Annotated in this window: 17 protein-coding genes and 5 pseudogenes; 8 read left to right on the top strand and 14 right to left on the bottom strand. The window is 67.6% G+C overall.

The window, feature by feature from the left end; translation table 11 throughout:
- Window positions 1–3 precede the first annotated feature (3 nt).
- Window positions 4–812, top strand: a pseudogene (locus ACZ7L0_RS29115) (IS630 family transposase); the annotation flags it as partial.
- 573 nt (window positions 813–1,385) lie between these two features.
- Here the strand turns inward: ACZ7L0_RS29115 and ACZ7L0_RS29110 are convergent.
- From ACZ7L0_RS29110 to ACZ7L0_RS29085, 6 genes are all read right to left on the bottom strand, one after another.
- Complete coding sequence (locus ACZ7L0_RS29110; protein ID WP_471245488.1) at window positions 1,386–2,501, bottom strand: IS5 family transposase; 1,116 nt, start codon at window positions 2,499–2,501, stop codon at window positions 1,386–1,388.
- Window positions 2,502–2,710: 209 nt separating this feature from the next.
- Window positions 2,711–4,159, bottom strand: a complete 1,449-nt coding sequence (locus ACZ7L0_RS29105; protein WP_471245487.1) for a GH1 family beta-glucosidase — start codon at window positions 4,157–4,159, stop codon at window positions 2,711–2,713.
- A gap of 164 nt (window positions 4,160–4,323) precedes the next feature.
- Window positions 4,324–5,811 (bottom strand): ricin-type beta-trefoil lectin domain protein, encoded by a 1,488-nt coding sequence (locus ACZ7L0_RS29100; protein ID WP_471245486.1) that lies wholly within the window; start codon window positions 5,809–5,811, stop codon window positions 4,324–4,326.
- 675 nt (window positions 5,812–6,486) lie between these two features.
- A complete protein-coding gene (locus ACZ7L0_RS29095) occupies window positions 6,487–7,830 on the bottom strand; it encodes an ABC transporter substrate-binding protein (RefSeq protein ID WP_471245485.1) in 1,344 nt (447 codons plus the stop codon).
- Between the two features lie 56 nt (window positions 7,831–7,886).
- Window positions 7,887–8,834 (bottom strand): carbohydrate ABC transporter permease, encoded by a 948-nt coding sequence (locus ACZ7L0_RS29090; protein WP_471245484.1) that lies wholly within the window; start codon window positions 8,832–8,834, stop codon window positions 7,887–7,889.
- Window positions 8,835–8,836: 2 nt separating this feature from the next.
- Entirely contained in the window at window positions 8,837–9,754 is a 918-nt protein-coding gene (locus ACZ7L0_RS29085) for a carbohydrate ABC transporter permease (RefSeq protein WP_471245483.1), read from the bottom strand.
- A gap of 245 nt (window positions 9,755–9,999) precedes the next feature.
- On the opposite strand from ACZ7L0_RS29085, the gene ACZ7L0_RS29080 reads away from it, so the two are divergent.
- Window positions 10,000–11,097: a LacI family DNA-binding transcriptional regulator gene (locus tag ACZ7L0_RS29080; RefSeq protein ID WP_471245565.1), complete on the top strand. Its 1,098-nt coding sequence runs from the start codon at window positions 10,000–10,002 to the stop codon at window positions 11,095–11,097.
- Between the two features lie 592 nt (window positions 11,098–11,689).
- Here the strand turns inward: ACZ7L0_RS29080 and ACZ7L0_RS29075 are convergent.
- The gene (locus tag ACZ7L0_RS29075) at window positions 11,690–11,836 is read right to left on the bottom strand and encodes a DUF2970 domain-containing protein (protein WP_471245482.1); all 147 of its coding nucleotides are present in this window, start codon (window positions 11,834–11,836) and stop codon (window positions 11,690–11,692) included.
- On the opposite strand from ACZ7L0_RS29075, the pseudogene istB reads away from it, so the two are divergent.
- Window positions 11,769–12,353: pseudogene (istB, locus tag ACZ7L0_RS29070) on the top strand (IS21-like element helper ATPase IstB); the annotation flags it as partial. The gene ACZ7L0_RS29075 and the pseudogene istB overlap by 68 nt on opposite strands.
- Window positions 12,354–12,386: 33 nt before the next feature.
- Here the strand turns inward: istB and ACZ7L0_RS29065 are convergent.
- The 4 genes and pseudogenes from ACZ7L0_RS29065 to ACZ7L0_RS29050 all read right to left on the bottom strand — a co-directional run.
- Complete coding sequence (locus tag ACZ7L0_RS29065; RefSeq protein WP_471245481.1) at window positions 12,387–13,163, bottom strand: class I SAM-dependent methyltransferase; 777 nt, start codon at window positions 13,161–13,163, stop codon at window positions 12,387–12,389.
- A gap of 415 nt (window positions 13,164–13,578) precedes the next feature.
- On the bottom strand, window positions 13,579–14,364 hold the full coding sequence (locus ACZ7L0_RS29060; RefSeq protein ID WP_471245480.1) for an IS5 family transposase: 786 nt from the start codon (window positions 14,362–14,364) through the stop codon (window positions 13,579–13,581).
- A 118-nt stretch (window positions 14,365–14,482) separates the two neighbouring features.
- Entirely contained in the window at window positions 14,483–14,638 is a 156-nt protein-coding gene (locus ACZ7L0_RS29055; protein ID WP_471245479.1) for a hypothetical protein, read from the bottom strand.
- A 193-nt stretch (window positions 14,639–14,831) separates the two neighbouring features.
- Window positions 14,832–15,049, bottom strand: a pseudogene (locus tag ACZ7L0_RS29050) (integrase core domain-containing protein); the annotation flags it as partial.
- Between the two features lie 208 nt (window positions 15,050–15,257).
- On the opposite strand from ACZ7L0_RS29050, the pseudogene ACZ7L0_RS29045 reads away from it, so the two are divergent.
- Together ACZ7L0_RS29045 and ACZ7L0_RS29040 are read left to right on the top strand one after the other, a co-directional pair.
- A pseudogene (locus ACZ7L0_RS29045) lies at window positions 15,258–16,813 on the top strand (IS21/IS408/IS1162 family transposase).
- Window positions 16,810–17,212 (top strand): annotated as a pseudogene (locus ACZ7L0_RS29040) (ATP-binding protein); the annotation flags it as partial. The pseudogenes ACZ7L0_RS29045 and ACZ7L0_RS29040, both read left to right, overlap by 4 nt.
- Before the next feature lie 290 nt (window positions 17,213–17,502).
- On the opposite strand, the gene ACZ7L0_RS29035 reads toward ACZ7L0_RS29040, so the two are convergent.
- On the bottom strand, window positions 17,503–19,743 hold the full coding sequence (locus ACZ7L0_RS29035; protein ID WP_471245478.1) for an MMPL family transporter: 2,241 nt from the start codon (window positions 19,741–19,743) through the stop codon (window positions 17,503–17,505).
- A gap of 246 nt (window positions 19,744–19,989) precedes the next feature.
- Here ACZ7L0_RS29035 and ACZ7L0_RS29030 point away from each other — a divergent pair, with 246 nt between their 5' ends.
- The 3 genes from ACZ7L0_RS29030 to ACZ7L0_RS29020 all read left to right on the top strand — a co-directional run bounded on the left by ACZ7L0_RS29030 (window position 19,990) and on the right by ACZ7L0_RS29020 (window position 22,185).
- The gene (locus ACZ7L0_RS29030; RefSeq protein ID WP_471245477.1) at window positions 19,990–20,739 is read left to right on the top strand and encodes a TetR/AcrR family transcriptional regulator; all 750 of its coding nucleotides are present in this window, start codon (window positions 19,990–19,992) and stop codon (window positions 20,737–20,739) included.
- Window positions 20,740–20,808: 69 nt separating this feature from the next.
- Complete coding sequence (locus ACZ7L0_RS29025) at window positions 20,809–20,931, top strand: hypothetical protein (RefSeq protein WP_471245476.1); 123 nt, start codon at window positions 20,809–20,811, stop codon at window positions 20,929–20,931.
- A 774-nt stretch (window positions 20,932–21,705) separates the two neighbouring features.
- On the top strand, window positions 21,706–22,185 hold the full coding sequence (locus ACZ7L0_RS29020) for a hypothetical protein (RefSeq protein WP_471245475.1): 480 nt from the start codon (window positions 21,706–21,708) through the stop codon (window positions 22,183–22,185).
- 56 nt (window positions 22,186–22,241) lie between these two features.
- Here the strand turns inward: ACZ7L0_RS29020 and ACZ7L0_RS29015 are convergent, their stop codons facing one another.
- Window positions 22,242–22,706, bottom strand: a complete 465-nt coding sequence (locus tag ACZ7L0_RS29015; RefSeq protein ID WP_471245474.1) for a hypothetical protein — start codon at window positions 22,704–22,706, stop codon at window positions 22,242–22,244.
- Between the two features lie 373 nt (window positions 22,707–23,079).
- Window positions 23,080–23,262, bottom strand: coding sequence for a hypothetical protein (locus ACZ7L0_RS29010; RefSeq protein WP_471245473.1), 183 nt, complete (start codon window positions 23,260–23,262; stop codon window positions 23,080–23,082).
- Between the last annotated feature and the right edge of the window lie 54 nt (window positions 23,263–23,316).

Here is a 23,316-nt window from a genome sequence, read left to right as displayed (position 1 = left end):
CGCGTGGCTGAACGTGTGCAGGTCCGAGAGATCTATGACGACGAGGGCAGGCGGTTGCTACGGATCGTCCGTAGAGGCACCGGTTCGGTGGTGACCTGGCGGCGGGCTCAGATGGTGCTGTTATCCGCGCCGGGCATGCACGTGGCGAAGATCGCCGAGGTGACGTTCACCAGCCCGGACCGGGTCCGAGATGTGATCCACAACTTCAGCGCGGACGGGTTCGACTCGCTCTACCCGAAGTACAAGGGCGGCCGGCCCAAGACCTCAGCCTCCCCGAACGCCGCGAGATCAAGAAGATCGCCAAGTCCAAGCCGGCCGAGCACGGCCTGCCGTTCTCGACCTGGAGCCTGGCCAAGCTGGCCGACTTCCTGGTCGCCGAGGGGGTGGTCGACGACATCAGCCACGAGGGCCTGCGGGCACTGCTCCGCGAGGAGGGCGTCTCGTTTCAACGCGTGAAGACCTGGAAGAGCTCACGCGATCCCGACTACGCGGCCAAGAAGGTCCGCGTCGAGCACCTCTACGCGATCGCCGACGGGGAGGTCGTCCCCGAGGACGGTGAGCCCGAAGTCGTCTTATGCCTCGACGAGTTCGGGCCGCTCAACCTCCAGCCCCACCCCGGTCGGCAATGGGCCGAGCGCGGTGGGAAGCACAAGGATCCCAGCCGCGGCCCCCGGCCCCGACGCCGGGCGACCTATACACGACCGCACGGGGTCCGCCACCTGTTCGCCGCCTACGACCTGGGCAGGGACAAGCTCTACGGCCACATCAAGCCGAAGAAGAACCGGACCAGACTCTTGGAGTTCTGCCGCTACCCACCACCACAACCGCGACAAGCCACTATGGCTGCCGCTGCCACTCACTCACCTGGATGGCCGAGGACACCAACGGACCGCGAGCTGGTCGAAGAACAGGCGCGTCAGCTGCCGGGCGTCCTTGGGCGTCACCTGGGAGGGGTCGGCGATATCCGGCAGACCGGCTACGTTCGTGTCCGTCTTCGCCGCAGTCACTGTCGTCATGATGCTTCCCTCCCCTGATTCCTGCACCCTGCCGGCCCGCCACGAGCCGACGACCGCGCGCCTACCCCGGCATCCGCAGGTCATACACACGACCGGAGGAGAGCAGCGGAAGCGGAGCCCGGGAGCCGACTCAGCCAGGAGCGGCCTCGGGTTCTACGAACGGGATGACGAAACGCCAGCAATCCCTTTTCGAACAGGGCGAATTGAAGTCACCTATCTGAGTGGCGCCTTCCGGGTCGGCGTGTGAGTGGCGCGCGGTTGGCAAGACCAAGGCACTGGAAGCCCCTGGGGTTCCCTTACGTCCCGTCTGCGTGAGTGCAGGCAAGGGACAGGGCGCTCCGGGGGGAGGGCGGTAAGTACGAGAGGAAGTTACCCGTCATGAAGAAGCTGCTTGTCCCCGCCGCTGTGTTCATGGGCCTGATCCCGGCCGTTCTGCTGGGTGGTGCCTCCACTGCGTCCGCCACGGGCCACTACAGCTGCAGCAACGGCCTCGCCAACGTGGTCACCTGCAACGCCACGGACGTCGGCCCGGTGATCGTGAAGATCACGGGGAGCCGGACGCTGACCAACAACGAGCTCAGCGTGCTGGAGAACAACCTCAACAACGCCTCCGTCAACGCGACAGCTCTGAAGAACGTGACGGTCAACACCTACAAGTCCTTCAACCCCACCGTCACGATCAAGAAAATCAATGTCTGCATCGCCTCGGTCTGCAGCTGAACCCACAACCTGCAGCACCACGAAGCCGCGCATGTCGTCGCTGCGCTTGACGATCGCCAGGACCAGCGCGAACGCGGCCAGGCAGTGCTCGACGAGGCTGCCGGTGTAGCCGCCGTCGGCCCAGACGAGGGCGAGGCGGTGGTGGGCATCGCCTACCTGTTTCAGCAGCACGCGGGAGGCGGTGCGGTCGCCGGTGTCCGCGGCGGTGACCATCACCCCCAGCAGCAGACCGAGCGTGTCGACCACGACGTGCCGTTTACTGCCGTTGACCAGCTTGCCGCCGTCGAAGCCCCGACTGTCCGCCCCGACCACCGCGTCCGCCTTGACCGACTGCGAATCGATCACGCCTGCGCTCGGCTCCGCGTCGCGGCCCACCATCAGGAGGGCTCTGGCGCGCAGCCGGTCGTGGAACTCCCTGACCAGACCGTGGTCGTGCCAGCGGCGGAAGAATGCGTACACCCGGTCCCACGGCGGGAAGTCAGCAGGCATCGCCCGCCACTTGATGCCGTTGTCCACCAGGTAGCGGATCGCATCAAGTACGGCCCGGTGGCAGTACGCCTCCGGCCGGCCGCCGCGATCGCGCAGCCAGCCCGGCACCGGCAGCAACGGCCGGACAGCCGTCCACTCCCGGTCCGTCATGTCCGTCGGATAACGCGGCTGCCGGGACCCGTTGTCGGCGGCGTTTCCGAACCGGTGAGCCAGACAGTCACACTCCCAGGTGACCGAGCTGGACCGCCCGGCCATCGGCACGGAAGACTGCTGCATCAGGGCCTCCTGCTGCTCGGTGATTCGACACCAACGAGCTGTTCAGGAGGCCCCACCCGTATGCGCCAAGCATCCCGCGACCACCCAATCGGGACTCCCGCCCGACGGGCTTCTCTCAAGATCGAAAAGCGACTGTTACCAAGAGCGTCGGCCTCGGCGGCATCCATGCACCGCTTCGCCGCGTCCTGTCGGCCCGGGACATGTGAGCGTCAGACAGTCCCCTGGTGACGAGGGTCTTCAGTTACTGCGCCGCTCCTCCGAATAGAGGTTCTCTTCTCGGGGGTGGGAATCGCGACGGAAGCTGCGTGTTGTGTGGTGCGCCGGTGGGCGCGGATGATCTCGGCGTAGCGGTGGCCGCTGTCCTTGATGGTGCGTGTCTGGGTCTCGTAGTCGACGTGGACGATGCCGAACCGCTGGGAGTAGCCGTAGGCCCACTCGAAGTTGTCCAGCAGGGACCATGCGAAGTAGCCGTCGAGCGGGACGCCGCGGCGGGCAGCCCGCGCGCAGGCTGCCAGGTGGGACTCCAGGAAGGCGGTGCGGTCAGTGTCGTGGACGCTGCCGTCGGGCGCTGCACGGTCGGGGTAGGCGGAGCCGTTCTCGGTGACGAGGACCGATTGCGGCGCGTAGTCCTCGGTGATCCGGACGAGGATTTGTTCCAGCCGGTCCGGGTGGACCTCCCAGTCCATTCCGGTGCGGGGTGTGCCCGGCGGTGTGACGGGACGGGCGAACGGTGCGGGCCCATGCGGATCGTCGACGGTGACTGACCGCTTGTAGTAGTTGACGCCGAGCCAGTCCAGCGGCGCGGCGATCGTCTCCAGGTCACCGGGTTCGGCGGGTGGTTCGGTCCCGTACACCTCGACCATGTCGGCCGGGTAACCGCGGCCGTGGATAGGATCGAGCCACCAGCGGTTGTTGTGCCCGTCGTCGCGGCGGGCGGCGGCGGTGTCCTCGGGCCGGTCGCTCGCGGGCTCGGACTGCGTGAGGATGTTGACGATGCCGACCCGCGCTTGTGAGGCGGTGGACCGGAGGGCCTCGACGCCGAGCCCGTGGGCGAGCAGCAGGTGGTGTGAGGCGCGCACGGCGGCGGTCAGGTCGGTGCGGCCCGGCGCCATGACCCCCTGGAGGTGGCCGAGCCATGCGGAGCAGTACGGCTCGTTCAGCGTCGCCCAGTTGGTGACCCGGTCACCGAGCCTGTCGGCGACAGCGGTGGCGTAGTCGGCGAATCGCAGGGCGGTGTCGCGGGCGGGCCAGCCGCCGCGGTCCTCGAGGGCCTGCGGCAGGTCCCAGTGGTAGAGGGTGGCATGAGGAGCAAGGCCCGCTTCCAGTAGTGCGTCGACCAGTTGGTCGTAGAAGGCCAGCCCTGCCGGGTTCACGCGGCTGTCCCCGTCCGGCATGACGCGGGGCCAGGCGATGGAGAATCGGTAGGCGTTGAGGCCGAGGGCCTTCATCAACGCCACGTCGTCGGGCCACCGGCGGTAGTGGTCGCAGGCGATGTCGCCGGTGTCCCCGCCGGCGATGGTGCCGGGCTGCTTGCAGAAGGTGTCCCAGATGGATGGTGCTCGGCCGTCCTCGGCGACCGCGCCTTCGATCTGGTAGGCGGAGGTAGCCGCTCCCCAGGCAAAGCCGGAGTGGAATGCGGTCAGGTCGTCAAGGGGCACAGCTTTCCTCGCTTCGTGGTGGGGAGACGTTCGGAGTGCCGATGGGACCGTGGATGGACCGGTCCGCTGCTCGGGCCCGGAGGGGAGCGCCCCGGGGATGAGGCCGGTCGCGGCTCTTGACGTCCGCGACCGGCCTGTGGGTGTGTCAGGCGGGGGGTGGCCTCTCAGCTGGTCTGCCACTTCTGGTTGTTGCCGCCCCAGCAGGACCAGAGCTGGACCTTGGAGGTGGCCCCGTCCCTGTCCAGGCAAAGACCGGACTGCACTCCCCGGATCGTGCCGTCGGAGTAGAACATCCACTTCTGGTTGGCCCCGCCGTTGCAGTCATAGGTGCCGACCACGGTCGCGTCGTTGGTGCCTGCTCCGTAGGCGTGCAGGCACTTCGTTCCGCCGTAGACGGTGATCTGCCCGGAGGGCGTCAGGGTCCACTGCTGGTTGTCGCCGCCCCAGCACTGGGCCCAGACCTGGACCGGGACGTTGTTGTGGCTGAGGTCGGGGACGTCGAGGCAGCCGTTGCTGCCGACGTTGCGCAGGATGCTCGTGTGCGAGCCGGGGTCGCTGCCCCAGGCGTACTTCAGGCGGTCGATGCCGCTGATGTTGCGAACGCCCAGCGCCAGGTTGGTGCCGCTGCCCTTGAGGTCGAACAGGGAGTACCAGTCGTAGGTGGGCCGGTCGATGCGCTTACCGCCGAGGGCCGGCCAGTAGACCGCGCCCATGCCGAGGGAACGGGCGGTGTCGGTGTCGGCACGCAGGTAGCGCACGAAGTTGTCGGTGCTCGTCGCGTCGTTGTAGTTGAGACCTGTGTCCATCGGCGCGCCGAACTCGTCCAGGATGGTACGCGTGCCGCAGGTGCCGACCTTGCTCTTGAAGTCGGTGACCCATTCGCTGTAGGTCTTCGCCGGCTTACCGAAGGCGTAGTGGTGGAGCGAGAGGTAGGTCCCGTCGAGGCGGGAGTCGGCGCACACGGTCGTGACGTAGTCGTTCGAGCCGGGTCCGCTCACGATGATCCGGTTCTTGGGGACCGAGGGGCGGTCGGTGATCCACTTGGCGGCGAGGTTCGCCCAGTCGGTGGCGCTGTAGCCGTTGGGCTCGTTCATCGGCTCGAAGTAGACCAGGCTGTTGGAGGCGTACTTACCGATGACCGCGTCCCACATCGAGTTGAAGGCGGCCATATCGGTGATCCTGCCGCTCTGGGCCGCATCGTCCTCCCAGTAGGAGAGGATGACCTTGAAGCCCTTGGCGATTGCGGCGTCGATGGCGCCGGTGTACTTGTCGCCCCACGTCGTGCCGGGGACGGAGTGGGTGTTGATCGGCAGCCGGACGGTGTTGGCGCCGAGCGTGCTCTGGAATCCGCCGAGGATGGCGTTGGCCTTGGCTTTGACGGTGTCGTAGCTGTCGGAGCTGTCCAACCCCTCGGGGACGACGGCGCCGTGGACATAGTTGTCCCCCGGCACGGCCCAGTTCACGCCCTTGAACTTGCTGGCGTCCGTCGGGTTGGTTTCCGCAGCCGCCGGCGACGCGGTGGACAGTATGGTGATCGGCGCGGCGATCAGTGCGGCCGCGAGGCAGGCCAGCGCGCGGCGGAGGAAGCGGGTACGGGCGGGAGGCAGTACGGCGGAGTGAGGACCTGGCCGGGTGCGTTGGGAGTTGGGCATGTCGTGTTCCTTTTCTGCATGCGGCTCTGTGCAGGCGGTCGTTGCCGCCTTGGGCGCCACGAAGCGATCTGCCGCGGTGGGCGTTTGTGATGCGGTGGTGGCGCCTGGGTGTGTTCCGGAGAAGGCACGGCGCGAGGTGGTGATGGGCGCCGGGCGGCCGGGGAACGTGGGGTCGGCTGAGTTGACGTGCTCGCTTTGGGCTGCGGGCACGGCCTTTGTTGTGGAGAAGGGGCCACTGCGGGTGGGGCCCGCTACGGCGTTGTCACCGCCCGCTGAGTGTCCATGCTCGGGGCGGCGGGCACGGGATGCTGTTGGCGGCTGCGCGGCCGACCGCGGTGATCGCGACCACCGGTGCCCGAATCCGCGCGGGCGGTGGCCTGGGCAGGATGCTGGGCGAGCGTCCGTGCATCCGGGTTGCTCCTTCGGGTACGGGCGGCTCAGGGCATGGGGGAGGGAGGCCGCGTGTGGCTCGGTGAGCCCGGGGTGGGACCCCGCCGGCCTGTCAGGTGGCCGGCGGGGCGATGGTGGGGGGCGGGTCGCTGAGGTCGTCGTCAGCGGCGGCCGTTGGCGGCCGGTCGTGCGACCTCGTGCCCTCAGGGTGGAGGTGCGAAGAAGGGCCGTTGGACGGTCCTGCTGTCCCGCCAACAGGCGGGCGGGACACGGGCCGGGGGCGTGTTACTTGACGGTGAAGCCTTGTTCCTGGCCATACTTGCGGGAGGCGTCCTGCCAGGCTTTGAGGCCGTCCTGCAGGGTGGTGTCGCTGACGTACGCCTTGCCGACGGTGTCGTTGAAGATGCTGTTGGCGTAGACCTGGAAGGGCAGGTACGACCACCCGATGAGGACATCGTTGGCCGACTCGGCGAGCACCTCGTTGATCTTCTGGCCGCCGAAGTACGGGTCTTGCTTGTTGAGGAACTCCACGGACTTCAGCTGCTTGGTGGTCGAGGGGAACGTCCCGGCGTCGACGCGGGTCTGCGCGCCCTCGTCGACGGTGGCGTACTTGAGGAAGGCGTAGGCGAGCTTCTTCTTGGTGCTGGCCTGCATGACGGCCAGCGAGCTGCCGCCGTTCTCGGCGGTGACAGCTTCCCCGCTCTTCCACTGCGGCATGGGCGCCACACGCCACTTGCCGGCGCCGGCCTTGACGCCCGACTCGAGGGGCGCGGGCATCCACGCGCCGGTGACGAGGGAGGCGATGGTGCCGTCGGCGAGGCCCTTGTACCAGGCGTCGCTCCAGGCGGGGACCGGGGCGAGCAGCTTGTCGCTGATGAGCTGCTGCCAGGCGGTGGTGAACTTCTTGCTGCCGGCGTCGTCGAAGTTCACGCCGACGTCGGTGCCGTCGACGGTGTACGGCTTGCCGCCGGCTTGCCAGATCATGCTGGTGGTGAAGCCGGCGTCGCCGGTGTCGGCGGTGAGGTACGCCTTGGGGTCCGCCTTGTGCAGCTTCTTGGCCGCGGCGATGTACTCCTCCCAGGTGGCCGGCACCTTGATCTTGTGCTTGTCGAAGACCTCCTTGTTGTAGAACAAGGCCATCGGGCCGGAGTCCATCGGCAGGGCGTAAATACCCTCGGTGCCGGCGTGGACGGCGCTCCACGGGCCGGCGGAGAAGGTGCCCTTGAGCTTGTCCGCACCCAGGGCGTTCAGGTCGGTGAGGGACTTGGCGAGCGAGAACTGCGACAGGGCGTAGTACTCGATCATGGCGACGTCGGGGACACCCGATCCGGCCTTGACCGCGTTCTGCAGCGCGGTGTACTGGTCGTTGTTGGTACCGGCGTTGACCAGCTTGACCTTGACCTTGGGGTACTTGGCCTCGAAATCGCTGACGACCTTCTTCAGCGTCGGGTCCCAGGCCCAGACCGTGATCTCGCCCCCGGCGTTCAGGGCGGCCTGGATGTCGGCGTTGGACGCAGGCTTGGCGCTGCCCGAGTCCTCGGTGCCGGAGGAGCTGCAGGCAGTGGCGGTGAGTGCCACCGACAGGGCTGCGGCGCCCAGCAGCAGGGTGTGACGACGGGTTCTCGTCATGGGGTGTTCCCTTTCGTGCGGTGTACCTGGGAGGGCTGGCAGTCGGCGGGCGCAGATCAGCCCTTGACGCTTCCGGCGGACAGGCCGGACTGCCAGTACCGCTGGAGCAGCAGGAACGCCACGATCAGCGGGACGATGGTGAGCAGTGATCCAGTGATCACGAGATTGAAGACCGCTTCGCCACCCACGGTGGAAGCCTGGGCGTTCCAGCTGTTCAGGCCGAGGGTCAGCGGGTACCAGTCGGGATCCTTCAGCATGATCAGCGGCAGGAAGTAGTTGTTCCAGGTCGCGACCACGTTGAAGAGAAGAACGGTGACGATTCCCGGCGCCAGCATCGGCATGCTGATCTGGAAGAACGTGCGGAACTCGCCGGCGCCATCGACGCGCGCCGACTCCAGGATCTCTTTCGGGACGGCGTCGGTGGCGAAGGTCCACATCAGGTAGAGGCCGAACGGTGAGACCAGCGACGGGATGATGATCGCCCACGGGGTGTTGGTCAGCCCCATCTCGGAGAACATCAGGAAGGTGGGAACCGCCAGTGCGGTACCAGGCACCGCGACCGCTCCGATGACGGTCGCGAACACGGCCTTCTTGCCAGGGAAGTCGAACTTGGCCAGCCCGTACCCCGCGAGCGTCGCGAGGAAGGTAGCGCCGCCCGCCCCGACCACCACATACAGCACGGTGTTGAGCAGCCAGCGGGTGAAGATCCCGTCGTTGTAGCTGAAGGTGTCGGCGATGTTGCCGAACAGGGCGAAGTCGCCGTCCAGCCACAGGCCGAAGGAGTCGAACAGCCCCTTCTGCGTCTTGGTCGCGTTGATCGCCAGCCACGCCAGCGGCAGCAGCGTGTACACCAGCATGATCACCGTCAGGGCGGTCAGCGTGGCGCTGCGCCGCTTCCGGCGGGAGGCGCGCCGGGCGGGGCGGACCACCAGCGGGCCCGAAGAGGCACCCGCGTGCCGTGCCGTGCGCGGCTTGTGCCCGACGCGGGGAGTCGTGGTCGCCATGATCAGGATTCCTTCCGCATGCCGCGCAACTGGACGGCGTAGGCGATGATCATCGTGATCACGCCCATGACGATGGCGACCGTGGCCGAGTAGTTGTACTTCTGTCCGGCAAACGACAGCGAGTAGGCGTAGAGGTTCGGCGTGAAGTAGGACGTGATCGCATTCGGCGCCAGGCTCTTGAGGACGCTCGGCTCGTTGAACAGCTGGAAACTCCCGATGATCGAGAAGATCGTCGCGATCGACAGAGCCCCACGCAGCGCCGGGAGCTTGATCGCCCAGATGATCCGCAGCTGCCCGGCCCCGTCCATCTCCGTGGCCTCGTACAGCGCCGGATCGACCACCCTCAGCGCCGAGTAGAGGATCAGCATGTTGTAGCCCACAAACTGCCAGGTCACGATGTTGCCGATCGACGCGAGGACCAGATCGGGCGACAGCGGGTCGGGAAGCGAGATCCCGAACGCCTCATTGATGTTGCCGACCAGGCCGAACCGGGTTCCGTACATGAAGCCCCACATCAGCGTCGCGACGACGCTCGGCACCGCGTAAGGCAGGAACACCGAGATCCGGAAGAAACCCGCCCCGTACAGGCGGCCACTGTCGATCGCCAGGGCCAGCAGAAGCGCGAGGAACAACATGATCGGGACCTGCACGGCCAGGAAGACCGCCACCCGCCCGAAGGCCGACCAGAACTGCGCGTCCCCCAGTACCTCGGTGTAGTTGTCGGCACCGACGAAGGCCGTTCCGCCGATCAGCCGGGTACGGAACAGGCTCAGGTAGATCGAGTAGCCGATCGGTGCGAGGAAGACCAGCGCAAACACCGCCACGAACGGCCCGACGAACCGCCAGCCGACCCACGACCGCCGTCTCGAGGCCGATGGCCTCCTGGCACCTAGAACCCCTGCCTGTGGTGCTGCGACCACCGCTTCACTCCTTGCTGCGCAAACACTGACCACACTGCGTGGTCACGTGAACATCCAGTCCGGCCCAGCGCACCGACCCGAACCTTGTTCACGTGACCATTCAGCCCGCAGACGGTTGGTCACGTGAACATGATGCGGTAGCGTGGCACCCGTCACAGTGGGAGGTCAAGGTTTCTCGCACGTTAAAACTTCCGCCCGAGCCTTCAGCGGACGGCGACGAGTGGACAGACAGGAGCGAAGGCTCGATGGACCTGAGTGAGCTGGGACAGCAGGATCCTGGTCCTGCGGTGGGCGCACAGCAAGTCGGCTCAGCCGTACCGGGCGGGCGCCACAGGCAGCACGTCACGAGGGCCGACGTCGCCGCGCTTGCCGGCGTTTCACGTCAGACCGTGTCCAGGGTGGCCAACGGCCATCCCAGCGTGATCGGTTCGACCCGGGAGCGGGTGCAGGCTGCGATGCGGGAACTGGGCTACCGGCCCAACAGTGCCGCGCGCGCCCTCAGGTACGGGCAGTTCAAGACCATCGGCGTGATCCTCCACAGCCTCTCCGCCACCGGCCACAGCGACACCGTGCAAGCGATCGCGGCCCAGGCCGCGGCCGAGGGATACGCGATCACGGTGATCCCCGTCGACATTCCGACCCAGGACAGCGTGCTGGGCGCCTTCACCCGGATGGGCGAACTGGCCGTCGACGCAGTCATCGTCTTCATCGAGGTCCACCTGCTTGACGCGGGAACCGTGAAGCTGCCGCCCGGCGTGCGCGTGGTCGTCGTGGACTCCGACGCCGGAGACCGCTATCGCGTGGTCGATACCGACCAGGCCGGCGGCACCCGAGAGGCCATCAGCCACCTGCTGGAACTCGGACATGAGACCGTCTGGCACGTGACCGGTCCGGAGACGTCGTACGCAAGCCAGCGCCGAGCCCAAACATGGCAGACCGTGCTCGAGGAAGCCGGACGGCCTGTGCCACCGCCCCTGCACGGCGACTGGACCGCCGCATCGGGCTACGCGGCCGGCCTCGAACTCGCACAAGAGCCGGACTGCACCGCGGTGTTTGCCTCCAACGACCAGATGGCACTCGGTCTCCTGCACGCCTTCCAAGAACGAGGCAAGGCCGTCCCCGGCGACATCAGCGTGGTCGGCTTCGACGACCTCCCCGATGCCGCCCACTTCGCCCCGCCCCTGACCACCGTCCACCAGGACTTCGCCGAGGTGGGCCGGAAAAGTGCCCAGGAGGTCTTGCGGCAGATCCACGAACACGACGTCCCCCGATCCGGCACGGACATCGTTCCCACCCGCCTGGTGGTCAGAAGCAGCACGGCGCCGCCGCCCCTGAAGCGGTAAGGGTGGGTGGCTGTTGGCTTGCCGAACTTGAGGACGGCGTTTCAGCTGTTCAAGCTTAGGGTCGGTGATTCCGTGGGAGCTGTGGCCTGTCGTGTTGTCGCTCGCCGGGAGGCCTCGAATGCCGTCGGGGTCGGGCTACTGGAAACAGTACGAGTCCGCCGCTCGCCGTCGAGTCGACGGGCTGCGTGAGGAGGCTGCCGTATCCAGGCCGAGCTGGCCGCGGCCGAGCTGGAATGGCAGGAGTGGGCGATCGCCCGCAGGCGGGTCAACACGGTGCTGGCTCCGGACGGCGGCAACACCGTCGGCACGGCGGTCACCCCGGATCCGCGGGATGCGAACGCGCCCCCAAGCACCCAGGACCACCTAATCGGGACTCCCGTTCGACGCGCATCTCTCAAGATCGGAAAGACAACAGCTACTTAGCTCGTGGAAGAAGTCGGACATCACTACCGGCTCGGGGGACTTGGCAATCAGCGTCAGCAGTGCGCGTTCATCGGTGCTCAAGGCCATGCGCCTCAGGCTAGAGCGGTCGCCGGACGTACCCAGCTCATCTGAGGTTGCGCCGATGGCGTGTCGGTGGCCATGTCGACGTTCACCGCTGCGATGTCCGCGGCGGTGGCTGGGCTGTCCGTGTGGTGTGCGCGAACCGGCGGTGTTCTGGCGGAGTTACGATCAAGGCGGCTGGCTTCCCGCGGGAGAAGTCGCTTCGGGCGTTCGACTTCGACGCCAACCCGAACATCGACGCCGCTACCATTCACACCCTCGCCAGCTGCGAGTGGATCAAGAAGAGCCAGCCGCATTGCCTGATCGGGGACTCCGGCACTGGCAAGTCCCACATGCTCATCGCCCTGGGAACGGAGGCGGCGATGAAGGGCTACCGCGTCCGTTACACCCTCGCCACCAAGCTGGTGAACGAACTGGTCAAGGCCGCCGACGAGAAGCAGCTGAACAAGACCATCGCCCGCTACGGCCGCGTCGACCTGCTCTGCATCGACGAACTCGGCTACATGGAACTCGACCGCCGCGGCGCCGAACTCCTCTTCCAGGTCCTGACCGAACGCGAGGAGAAGAACAGCGTCGCCATCGCCTCTAACGAGTCTTTCGGCGGTTGGACCAAGACCTTCACCGACCCCCGACTCTGCGCGGCCATCGTCGACCGCCTCACCTTCAACGGCACCATCATCGAGACCGGCACCGACTCATACCGCCTCGCCACCACCCGAGCACGCGCTGAGGAACCCGCCAAGACTGGCTGACACCTGCCCTCCCACGCCGAGAGATGGAGTCACCTACTCACCGGCGCGAGCCACGAGCAGCGGCTGGAAAAAACCCGTCTCCTGCGGCATCCGCCACTCGGGGCCGACAAACCCGGCCTCGGCCGCGAGGCCAGCCAGCCGGTCCCCGCCGAGTGCCCAATAAGTAGTACGGCGGACCTGGACGCGCCATTCTCCGCCTGCCGGAAGGAGCTGGAAGTGCTCCAGGTCGTAGTGCTCGCCGTCGTCATGCCAGTGCCAGAGCTGGAAGCTGACGGTTCGTTCTTCGTCATCGGCGCAGTCGACGTTCCTGTGGACTTGTGGAGGCGTCGAAGCCGGGCGGTCGCGAAGCAGGTCGTCGTAGTGGCGTGTGCTGACCAGCAGCAGGCCCTCGGGACGCAGCACGCGGCGCATCTCGGCCAGGGCGGCGTGCACATCCTGCTCTGTCAGCAGGTGAGGCAGCGAGTTGTCGGCGCAGACGACCGTGTCGAACCGGCCGTCAGGAAACGGGAGGCGTCGCATATCGGCAGCGGCCGTGCGCAGGCTCAGGTTCCGGCTGGCGGCCTCACGGGCAGCGCGGGCGGCGGCGCGGGGGCTGAGGTCGGTCCCGGTGACCTGGTGCCCGCGCAGCGCCAGGCCGATGGCCTGCGTACCGATGCCGCAGGAACAGTCGAGGACCACCGCGCGCTCTTGGCCGATCAGAGCGTCCAGGGCGCCCCCCTGCCGACGGATGCTCGCGTCCCAGTCTGAATAGATCAGGTGGTAGTCATCCGCTAGTTCGTCGTAGAAGTGCGCCACCGATGTCTCGGGCATGGCCCGAGATTACCGTGTCTGCTTCCCCGGAGATGCCGGTCATCACCGTGATCGGCACGAACGCCCCAACTGACGGCAGCACCGTCATTTCCCGTGAACATCTGCGAGCGCGTTGATCGCCAACTGCCGTTGAAACTCATCGACAAACGCTGCTGCTGAACGTGAACGAAGCCAGTCCTACTCCTACGTGTCGGCGGTCGGCGCACTCTGACCAGTCCGACACCAATGACTACGCTGCTGGCCGCAGGTCCCGCCGGCACCACGGCCTCAACTTTCAGGCTCCGCCGCGACGGCGGGCCCGGGCGGCCTAGAGCGGGGCTGCACCCGGCGGGGCAGAAGCAGGGGGTTGACGCCGGAGCGGCGACCAGCGTCGTCCCCTTGTGGGCGGGCGATCAGGCCCGGCTAACTGATCGTTTCAGAATGAGCTTCGGAGGCGTCTCAAGCAGATGATGCTGCAGGCGAGTTGAAGCAGTGCGAGGTGAAGGTCTGCACGTATCTCGTAGCGGATCCGAAGCCTCTTGAACTGGTGGAGCCAGGCGAAGGTCCGCTCGACGACCCAGCGGGTTCTTCCCAGACCAGAGCCGTGGGCTGTGCCCTTGCGGGCGATCTTCGCGGTGATGCCGCGGGCCCGGAGGAGTCGGCGGTATTTGTCGTAGTCGTAGCCGCGGTCGGTGAACAGCCGCCGTGGCCGATTGCGAGGCCGGCCTCGAACGCCGCGGACGCGAGGTATCGCATCCAGCAAAGGCATCAGCTGTGTCACGTCGTGACGGTTCCGCGGGTCAGCGAGACGGCTAAGGGGGTGCCGTGCCGGTCGACGATCAAGTGGTGCTTGCTGCCGCGCCGGGCCCGGTCGACCGGCGAAGGTCCGGTGTGAGCCCCCCTTGAGCGCCCGGACGTGCGAGCCGTCGATCGCGGCATCGTCCATGTCCAGCAAGTCCGCGGCCCGCAGCTCGGCCAGCAGCACCTCGTGCAGCTGCGGCCACACGCCCGCTTCGGTCCAGTCCCGCAGGCGCCGCCAGGCCGTCACGCCACTGCACCCGACCTGCTCAGCCGGAACGTCCCGCCAGCTCACGCTCTTACAGAGCACGTAAACGATGCCCCTCAGCGCAGCCCGGTCATCCGCCGGCAACCGCCCCGGGATACCGATACCGCCTGGGCGGACGAGGTGGCAACAACGGAGCCACGCGTTCCCACAGGTCATCGAGCACAAGATCAGCAGGCACCCAACAGATCCTGCCGACGCAACGCCCAACTGCCAAGCCCCACAACACACTTCATTCTGAAGCGATCAGTAAGGGACAGCGGTCCGCGGGTGCGGATCAGGCGAGGTCGCAGCTGGGCGGTGCCGGACTGCCAGTGGACCCACTCCGTCGCCCGCCCTTGGCCGTGATCCTTCCGCTCTTGTCCGCCGGGTCCAGGTCCTCGACGTTCAGGCACAGCACCTCATCGGCCCGGGCGGCGGACTCGTAGAGCATCTTCCAGAACGTCCTCACCTGCAGGGAGACGTCTGGCTGCGAACGTGACAGCCAACGGCCCGTCAGGTCGCATCCCACGTCTTGTCAGCTGTGACATCACGCTGTGTGAGACATACCTGAGGCGTAGCAAGTGCTCACCCAATAGACGGAGGGAGCTCGTTGGGTCTGATGCAGGTTCGGGTGACAGGTTCGGTCACGCGGCTTGGAGGGCCGGTGTGGTCCTGACGGCCTCGAATTCGACGGGTGTGAGCCGGCCGAGTGCGGCTTGTCTGCGGCGCCGCTGGTAGGTCCTCTCGATCCAGGACACGATCGCGATCCGCATTCTTCACGGGTGGCCCAGGTCCGGCGATCGAGGACGTTCTTCTGCAGCAGGCTGAAGAAGGACTCCATGGCCGCGTTGTCCCCGGCCGCCCTGGCTTTATCGGTGAGTCCTGACATCGGTTGTCGATCGGCGGCGACACCGCCCGGTGTTGACGGAGAGTAATATCGCTGAGTTTTGACACCACTTGGGTGCTTGCGGTGGGAGGCTGGGTGTGCTCTGCGTGGTGAGGGGGCGCCGGTGCCACCGAAGTCCAAGGTCGATCTGCACGGGGCGATCCGCCGTGATGTCCGGGCGGGCATGTCGAACCGGGCCGTGCAGCGCAAGTACAGGGTGGGCTTCCGGACGGTGAAGGCGGCAATGGGGTCCCGTCTGGCCGGAGCCACGCAAGCAACTGACACCCCGCAAGACGCGGCTGGATGCGTTCAAGCCGGTGATCGACCAGATGCTGCGGGCGGATCTGGACGCGCCGCGCGAGCAGCGGCATACCGTCAAGCGGATCTTCGACCGGCTGCTGGACGAGCACGGTGCAGTGGAGGTGACCCATCCGATGGTGCGCGCCTATGTCGCAGTCCGTCGGCCGCAGATACGGATCGAGGCGGGACGCGGGCTGCTGAACGCTTTCAGACCCACCTGCGGGGGGTGGAGGCCGAGGTCGACTTCGGGGACGTGACGATCCGTCTGGCCGGTGAGCAGGTGAAGGTGTTCCTGTTCGCGATACGCCTGTCGTATTCCGGCAAGGCGGTGCACCGCATCTTCGCCTCCTGCGGCCAGGAGGCGTTCTTTGAAGGCCACGTCCACGCTCTCAGCGTGCTGGGCGGCGTCCCCTGCGGCAAGGTGCGCTATGACAACCTGCGGCCCCGGTCGCCTCGGGTGCTGGGCCTGTCGAGAACGCGGGTGGAGAACGGGCGGTGGACTGCGTTCCGTTGCATCGAAAGTATGTACTGCCGCCCGGGGCTTGAAGGTGCCCATGAGAAGGGCGGGGTGGAAGGCCAGATCGGCTGGTTCCGGCGAAACCACCTGCTCCCCGTCCCGGAAGTCGACTCCTCGCTGAACTCGACGCAATGGTGAAGCGGTGGGATGCCGAGGACGACGACCGCCGCATCCGGTCATGGCCCCGAACGATCGGTGAGTACTTCGCCGTCGAACGCCCGCTGCTGCGGCCGCTGCCGGACGAGCCGTTCGAGACCGGTCGACTGTTCAGCCTGCGGGTTGACCGATACGCGCAGGTCAGCGTCCGCACGAACCGCTACTCAGTGCCTGTGAGGCTGATCGGCCGCACCGGCCGGGTGATGCTGCACGCCTCCGAGGTCGTCGTCTACGACGGACGCGAGGAAGTCGCCCGGCACGAACGGTTGATCGCCAAGGGGCAGGCCCGCTTGGAGCTGGACCATTACCTGGAGGCCCTGGTCCGTAAGCCCGGCGCCTTCCCTGGCGCGACTGCGCTGGAACAGGCCCGCTCGGCGGGCAAGTTCACCCCTGTCCATGACGCGTGGTGGGCGGCGGAATGCAAGGCCCACGGCGACCGGGACGGGACCCGGGCACTGATCGAGGTCCTGCTATTGGGCCGGCATCTTCACCACGAGTACTTGGTGACCGGGCTTGCCGCCGCCCTGCGGGCCGGCGCCCTGACCGCGGACGCGGTCGCCCTGGAAGCCCGCAAAGCGGCCGAGGCCGACGAAGCACCGCCCGTCGCCGATCAGGAGCCGGACCGGGCGAGTGTGACGTTCCTGACCGAACGGCGGCTGGCCCACTTGCCGCCCGACAACCGGCCGCTGCCGTCGGTCGCGGCCTACGACCAGCTGCTGCGACCGCGGCGGCCGGACCGTTCCGCCGTCGAGGGAGAGAGGCCATGACGACGTTCAAGCGACACCGCGGACTGACAGAACAAGGGTCGCCGGCCGGCTCGGCGACCGCGTGCCGACGCTGCCGTCGACCAGGCATGCCGCATGCTGCGGCTGCCCACCATCCGAGCCCAGTTCCCTGAGCTGGCCGAAGCAGCTGCCCGTGATCAGATGTCGTATCGCGGGTTCCTCGCCGAGCTGCTGATGGCCGAGTGCGACGACCGGGCCAGCCGTCGCTCGGAACGACGGATCAAGGCCGCCGCCTTCCCCCGCGAGAAATCACTGCGGGCCTTCGACTTCGAGGCGAACCCCAGCGTGGACCGGGCGGTCATCCATATGCTGACGACCTGCGAGTGGGTCAAGAAGGGCCTGCCGCTCTGCCCGATCGGCGACCCCGGCACCTGCAAGTCGCTGTTCATGGGGGAACCTTCCTGACTTGGCGCCCGACACCGCTGGGGCCCGTACCGGGCCTCGGCGGTGTCGAAACGTGCCGCCGTTTTTGCCAGTGGCCCTGCATGATCCGGCCCTCATCGTCTGTCGGTGACCGCAAGCGCTTCATTGGCAGGTTCTCGGCTTCAGCCCGGCCGTGCAGTCACCCAAAGGCGACGAGGCCGACCGGGCAGGCACTCGCCGCCTTGTGCCTCCTTGCGGTGGCGCGCGGACAGACGGGAACCGGACTCGCGCCGGGCGGCGCTTGCTGGTCAGGCCCTGGTCGAGTTCGCCGTGGGTGCCGGGGCCACCGCCGCGCGTCCGGATGCGGAGGTCGGCTCGGGTCCGCCCTCACTCAGGCCGTAGCGGCCGTGGAGTCTGCGCAGGAAGCCGGGCGCGTACCAGGCCGAGCGGCCGAGCACCCGCATCGCGGCGGGGACCAGGACGCCGCGTACGGCGATGGCGTCGATGAGGATGGCCAGTCCGCTGCCGAGGCCGAACATCTGCATGAAGCTGAGCTTGGCGGTGCCGAAGGCGAAGAAGCTCACCGCGAGCAGGCAGGCCGCCGCGCTGACGATGCTTCCGGTGTGGCCGAGTCCGTTGCCCACGGCGGTCTCGTTGTCCGCTCCCTGATCGTGGAGTTCCTTGATCCTGCTGGTGACGAAGACCTCGTAGTCCATCGAGAGGCCGAAGGCGATGCAGAACATCAGCACGGTCATCGTCATCTCCATCGGCTGTGCGGTGAAGCCGAGCGGTGAGGAGAGGTTGCCGTCCTGGAAGATCCAGGTCATCACGCCGAGGGTGGCTCCCAGGCTGATCAGGTTCAGGACCAGTGCGCGCAGCGGCTGCACGATGCTGCCGGTGAACAGGAAGAGCAGCAGGAAGGTGGTGACGACGATCAGGGCCACGGCCAGGGGGAGCCGGTCGCCGATGGATTCCTTGGAGTCGACGAGTTCGGCGTCCGTTCCGCCGACCAGGGGGTGCGCCCCTGGGGGAGGGGTGGCCGAGCGCACCTGCTCGACCAGGCTCTGGGCCGCGTCCGACTTCGGTGTCAGGCTGCTCATCACGCTGATCCGCTGTGCGTCGGGTCGGCCCAGGGCCGGGTCGCCCGGTCCGGTCGCTGTGGACTGGCCCGCGGTGTAGGTTCCCGTGCTGGTCTCGACACGCTCGACGCCCTCGAGCGCGGCCAGTCGGGCCGCGTACGACGCCAGCGGGGCCTTGTCCACGGGCTGGTTGATGGCGATGTGGAGGGCCGAGTCCTCACTGCCGCCGAACTTCTCGCGCAGTGCCTGCGAGACCTGGCGGCTTTCGGCGTCCTTGGGCAGCACGCGTTCGTCCGGCGTGCCGAAGGTGATGTGCAGCAGCGGGCTCGCCGCAAAGAACAGCACCGCGAGGACGGGCAGTGCGGTGAGCGCGGGCCTCCGCATGACGGTGCGCGCCACCCGTCCCCACAGGGGTGCGCGGGCGGCGGAGCTCCGCGACTTCGTCCACGGCAGCCGCCCGCTGTTGACCCGGTGCCCCAGAACCTTCAGCAGGGCCGGCATCGCGAACAGGGTGCTCAGGGCCGCGATCGCGACGACGCCGACTCCGGCGAAGCCGAACGAGCGCAGGAAGTACTGCGGGAACACCAGGAGTGCCGCCAGGGCGGCCGCGACGGTCGCGGCGGAGAAGGCGACGGTGCGGCCCGCTGTGTGCACGGTGCGCCGGACGGCGTCGTCCACGCTCACCCCGGCCGCGAGTTGCTCCCGGAAGCGGCTGACCATCAGCAGGGCGTAGTCGATGCCCAGTCCCAGGCCCAGGGCGGTGGTGAGGTTGGTCGCGGTGTCGGCGACATCGGTGACGCTGCCGAGCAGGAAGAGCTGGGCGAACGATCCCATGATGGCGATCAGCGCGATGATCAGCGGCAGCAGGGCCGCGACCACACTGCCGAAGACGAACAGGAGCAGTACGAGAGTCAGCGGTATGGCGATCCCTTCGGCGAGGATCAGATCCTCGACCACCTGGTTCGACAGGTTTGCGCCCACGGCGGCACCCCCTCCGGCCTGGACGGTGAGGGTGTTCCTGTAGGTGCCGCTGTAGGTGTCGAGGATCCCCTTGGCGAATTCCCGCTGCTGGGTGGCGTCGCCTCTCACGTGGGCGAGCACCATGGCTTCGCGGCCGTCCTTGGAGAGCAGGTCGGGGCTGCTCGTTTCCCAGTACGAAACGACGTTGCTGAGCCGCTTGTCCTTCTTGAGCTCGGCCACCAGGGCTTGGCCGGTCTCTCGGGAGGCGGGGGTGTCGATGCGGCCGGCGGGGGAGCCGACCAGCAGAACGAGGTCGGTCTCGCCGCCGAACTTCTCGTCGATGACCTTCGATGCCCGGGTGGAGGGAGAGGCCGGGTCATCGAAGCCACCCCCCTTCAGCTTGTCGAAGGCGCCCGCTCCCACGACCCCCATAAGGGCCACGGCCAGGGCGGCGACGACCAGGACCAGCCGGGATCGGCGAATCGCCAATCCGGCCATACGTTCGAACACGGATAATCTCCTTCGAAGCTTCTTCTGGGCAAGACGAGGGGCTGGGCGGGCATGGGCCGACGCAGTGCGGCGCAGAGCTCCATCGCCCCGCCAGAGGGGGCACGGTGTCGCGCTCTTCATCGCCAGGAGACGACGCTACTCAGACGATCGGCTCTTGAGCAGGAGGAGATTTACCTGACACTGCTAGGTATTCAGAAAGTCGTAGGTTTCTGAGACCCCGTCGGATCGGCACCATAGGATCGCCGCATGTCCGCAGACGCGTCCGCGACGGTCCCGCCATCCCTGCGCCAGCGACGCCGGGCCGTCGCCACCCAGGAGATCGTGGCCGCCGCCGAGAAGCACCTCGCCGAGCACGGGCTGCACGCCCTGTCCCTGAGAGCGGTCGCCCGTAGCCTCGGTATGACCGTGCAGGGGCTCTACCACTATTTCCCGAACCGGGACGCCCTCGTCACGGTCCTCGTCGCCAAGGCGTACGAGGACCTGGCCGACGCCGTGACAGCGGCTGTCGACACGATGGCGGACGAACCGGCTGCTCTTCGGTTCATGGCCGCCGCCGAGGGCTACCGCCGATGGGCCGTTACCCACGCCGAGCGATTCCAGATGCTGTACGGGGCGCCGTTGCGGCACTACGAGGCACCGGCCGAGGGCCCGACCACTCAGGCGATGCGCCGGATGAGCGAGGTCTTCCAGCGCGAGATGTTCGGCGGGTTCACCACGTCACAACTGGCCGCGGCCGACACCCGGGTCCTCTCGTCAGCCCTCGAGGCGGATCTGGAACGCTTGTTTCCGCACGGCCCGGACACCCTGCCGCCTCCTGCGGCCGCCCTCCTCGTCAGCGCATGGGGGCACATGCACGGCATGGTCGTCCTGGAAGTCTTCGGACACACCACCTTTGTCGGCGAACACCAGGCCGAGATCTTCCACATGGCGATGCGGGACCTGTTCGAGGACGTTCATCGCCGGATCCCCGCACCGCCCCACGCCGAGCCTCGGTGAGAAACAGTCCCGGGCCTTGAGGAACCGCAGGAATCCCGCAATGACCTCGACCGGTACCCCGTCTTCGTCATGCAGCTCGACAACCGTCGAGCCGTCTTCCAGACTCCGCTGCTGTTCTGGCAGCGCGGCTACGCGGACTCCTTACTCGACGCCCCCGGGTCCGCCACCGGTCTCGGCCGCGGCTCCCTCTAGGGCACCTTCGGCACCAAGGACGCCCTGTTCCGCCAGTGCCTCGACCGCTACGCGGCGATCTACGGCGCACAGTACGCGCAGGCGCTGACGGCGCACCCTGGTGATCCGGTGCGCGCGGTCGAGGCATTCCTCGACGTCATCCATCTGTGGCAGGGCCTGTCGAAGCGGGCCGGGGATGTCGCTGCCGCTCACTGCGGCTGCTTGCCGACCGCAGTTCTCGAGCCCGAACCGGCCCTGCCGCCGGGTCCGGCGGCATCATCGACCAGGCCGGCCCAGCCCGCCGCCACGCGAAGAACCTCGTCGAGGCGGTGCACGCGGTGGCCGACTCCGGCCGCTCGCTCAACGCCGCGGCCGGCCAGCTGGGCCTGAACCGGTGCACCGTGGCAAGTACGCGCGGGCCGCCACCTGGCAGGAGTGCGTACGCCGGCCGCGGCCACGCAGGGCCTACGAGCCTCGATCCCAGCCTGGAGTCGGTGAGACCGTGGTCGGCTGGACCTGAGGGGATTTAAACCCCTGGCCCCCTCGAAGCGAACTACGGGCATGGTGGTCGCTGAGGTCTCCTGGGCTGGTGGGGCACCTGACTAGGGGCAAAGACGGTCAGCGCCGGTCGGTGGGGTTGCTGTACTTCGCTGCTGTACTCCGACGGTCCTGGGGGCGTCAACCAAGCCGTTTACGGGGGCCTCAGGTCCTAGGGCGTGTTTCGAAAGTGCTGGTCACAGCCATGCGTAGCGAAAGCACTGGTGCCAGCGCACCGGTTTCGACAAGCTGCGACACATGGACTGGACGCCCCTGCTCTCCACACTGACCGGTGCCGTCATCGGCATCGCAGCCACTCTGCTCGCCGATCGCAACCGGTGGCGGCGGGAGGAAGCCAGGCACGCTCTGGAAGTACGGCGCGAGGTCTACACGGAGTATGTTTCCGCCCTCAAAGCCGCGGGTGAGGAGATACGGGCCGTCGCCTTGGGCGATCACATGTCCGAGTCGGCACGCGACGCGGCGGTGCGGGAAGCCGTGCGCGGCACCGGCATCTACACGGCGAGCGAACGCCTCTGGCTCGTGGGCCCCCCGCAGGTCGTGGAGGCGGGGAACGAGGCGTTCCACCGCCTGCGCGCGATCCGCGACGCCTATGCCCGTGGAGTGGCTGTCGGCTCCGCGGACGACGCGCCCCTGATAGAGCGGCGGCGCAAGGCTATGGCGCAGATGCGTCGCCTCATGCGTGAGGACCTGGGCATCGGACCCCTCGGAATCGAGTGATGTGTCACCAGCCCCGAGCTCGTCCCAGCCTCGCGAGGTCCCCGCCACAGTGCAGGTCACAGCCATTCATTGATGGCCGCGACCAGCACGGTCGCCTCGTAGCGGCCGGTTGCAGCGACGTGGCCGACGGCTCGGGGGCCTCCGCGTCCTGCGGCGCTGATCAGGGATGGCACGGCTGTGGACAGGCCGAGGCCGAGCGCCATCCAGCCGATGAGGGCGGCCGGGGGTGAGTCGCTGAGGAGGCCGGCGCCGAGTCCTGTTGCTGCGAGTGCGGCACCTGCTCGGGCAACGACAGTGGGGCCGACGTGAGCGTTCAAGCGGTCACCGAAGAGGCGTCCTATGACCATGGCGGCGCTGTAGGCGGCGGAGGTTGCTTCGGAGGCGTGGAGGGTGCGGAGGTGGACCGCGGACCAGTCTGCTGCGGCGCCCTCGCCCAAGAGGCAGGCCGCGGTGCCGGGAACAGCGGCGATATCCCAGGCCGAGAGCGTGTCCGACGACGGCGACCGCGCCTCCATCAGCATCTGCTTGAACGTCTGCGTCCGGTGCGGTGCCAGCGCTCGCCAACGTAGCACCGCTCCCACAGATTGGTGCCCGTTCACCCAACGGCCGCCTCGACCCGCCGCTCGGAGTGCTCGGCGACGAGCTCGCCGTGTTGCAGAACCTAGCCCAAGCCCACGATTGTGGATCTGGACCGCCCGCCGACCTCCCGCGTCGGCACGTCGAAGCGCGTCACCTATCCCATCGCCGCTCCGCCCATGAGTCGGATGTGATCTGGCCCGGCACTGGCTTTGCCGTGCCAGCGCGCTCGCAGACAATGCCGTCGTCCTGCCCGCAGAGCTGGCTGGCGATCGCGGGCCGTAAGGCCAAGCGGAGCCGTCGGCCTGCCGGTTAGAGTCAGCGTTGCGGCTCAGGAAGCTCGCCAGGCTTGACCGGAACCAGCCGGACGTCGGTGTTCCCGCTGGCCTCGAGGGCTGCCTTGCGCCGCTCACCGCTGACCTTGTCATAGGCGATTGCGGAAGCCTGCGCCCTTCCGTCGACGTCTGTCCAGGTCAGCCCAAGATTCTGCATCGTCGTCATGTGCTCATCATCGTCGTTGGCACTGACAATGCCTGCGCGCGGTCCGGAGAGACC

This window comes from Streptomyces sp. NPDC039424 (assembly GCF_055639495.1).
Note: the sequence above shows the minus strand (reverse complement) of the source record. Positions and strands in the feature narration are given on the sequence as shown.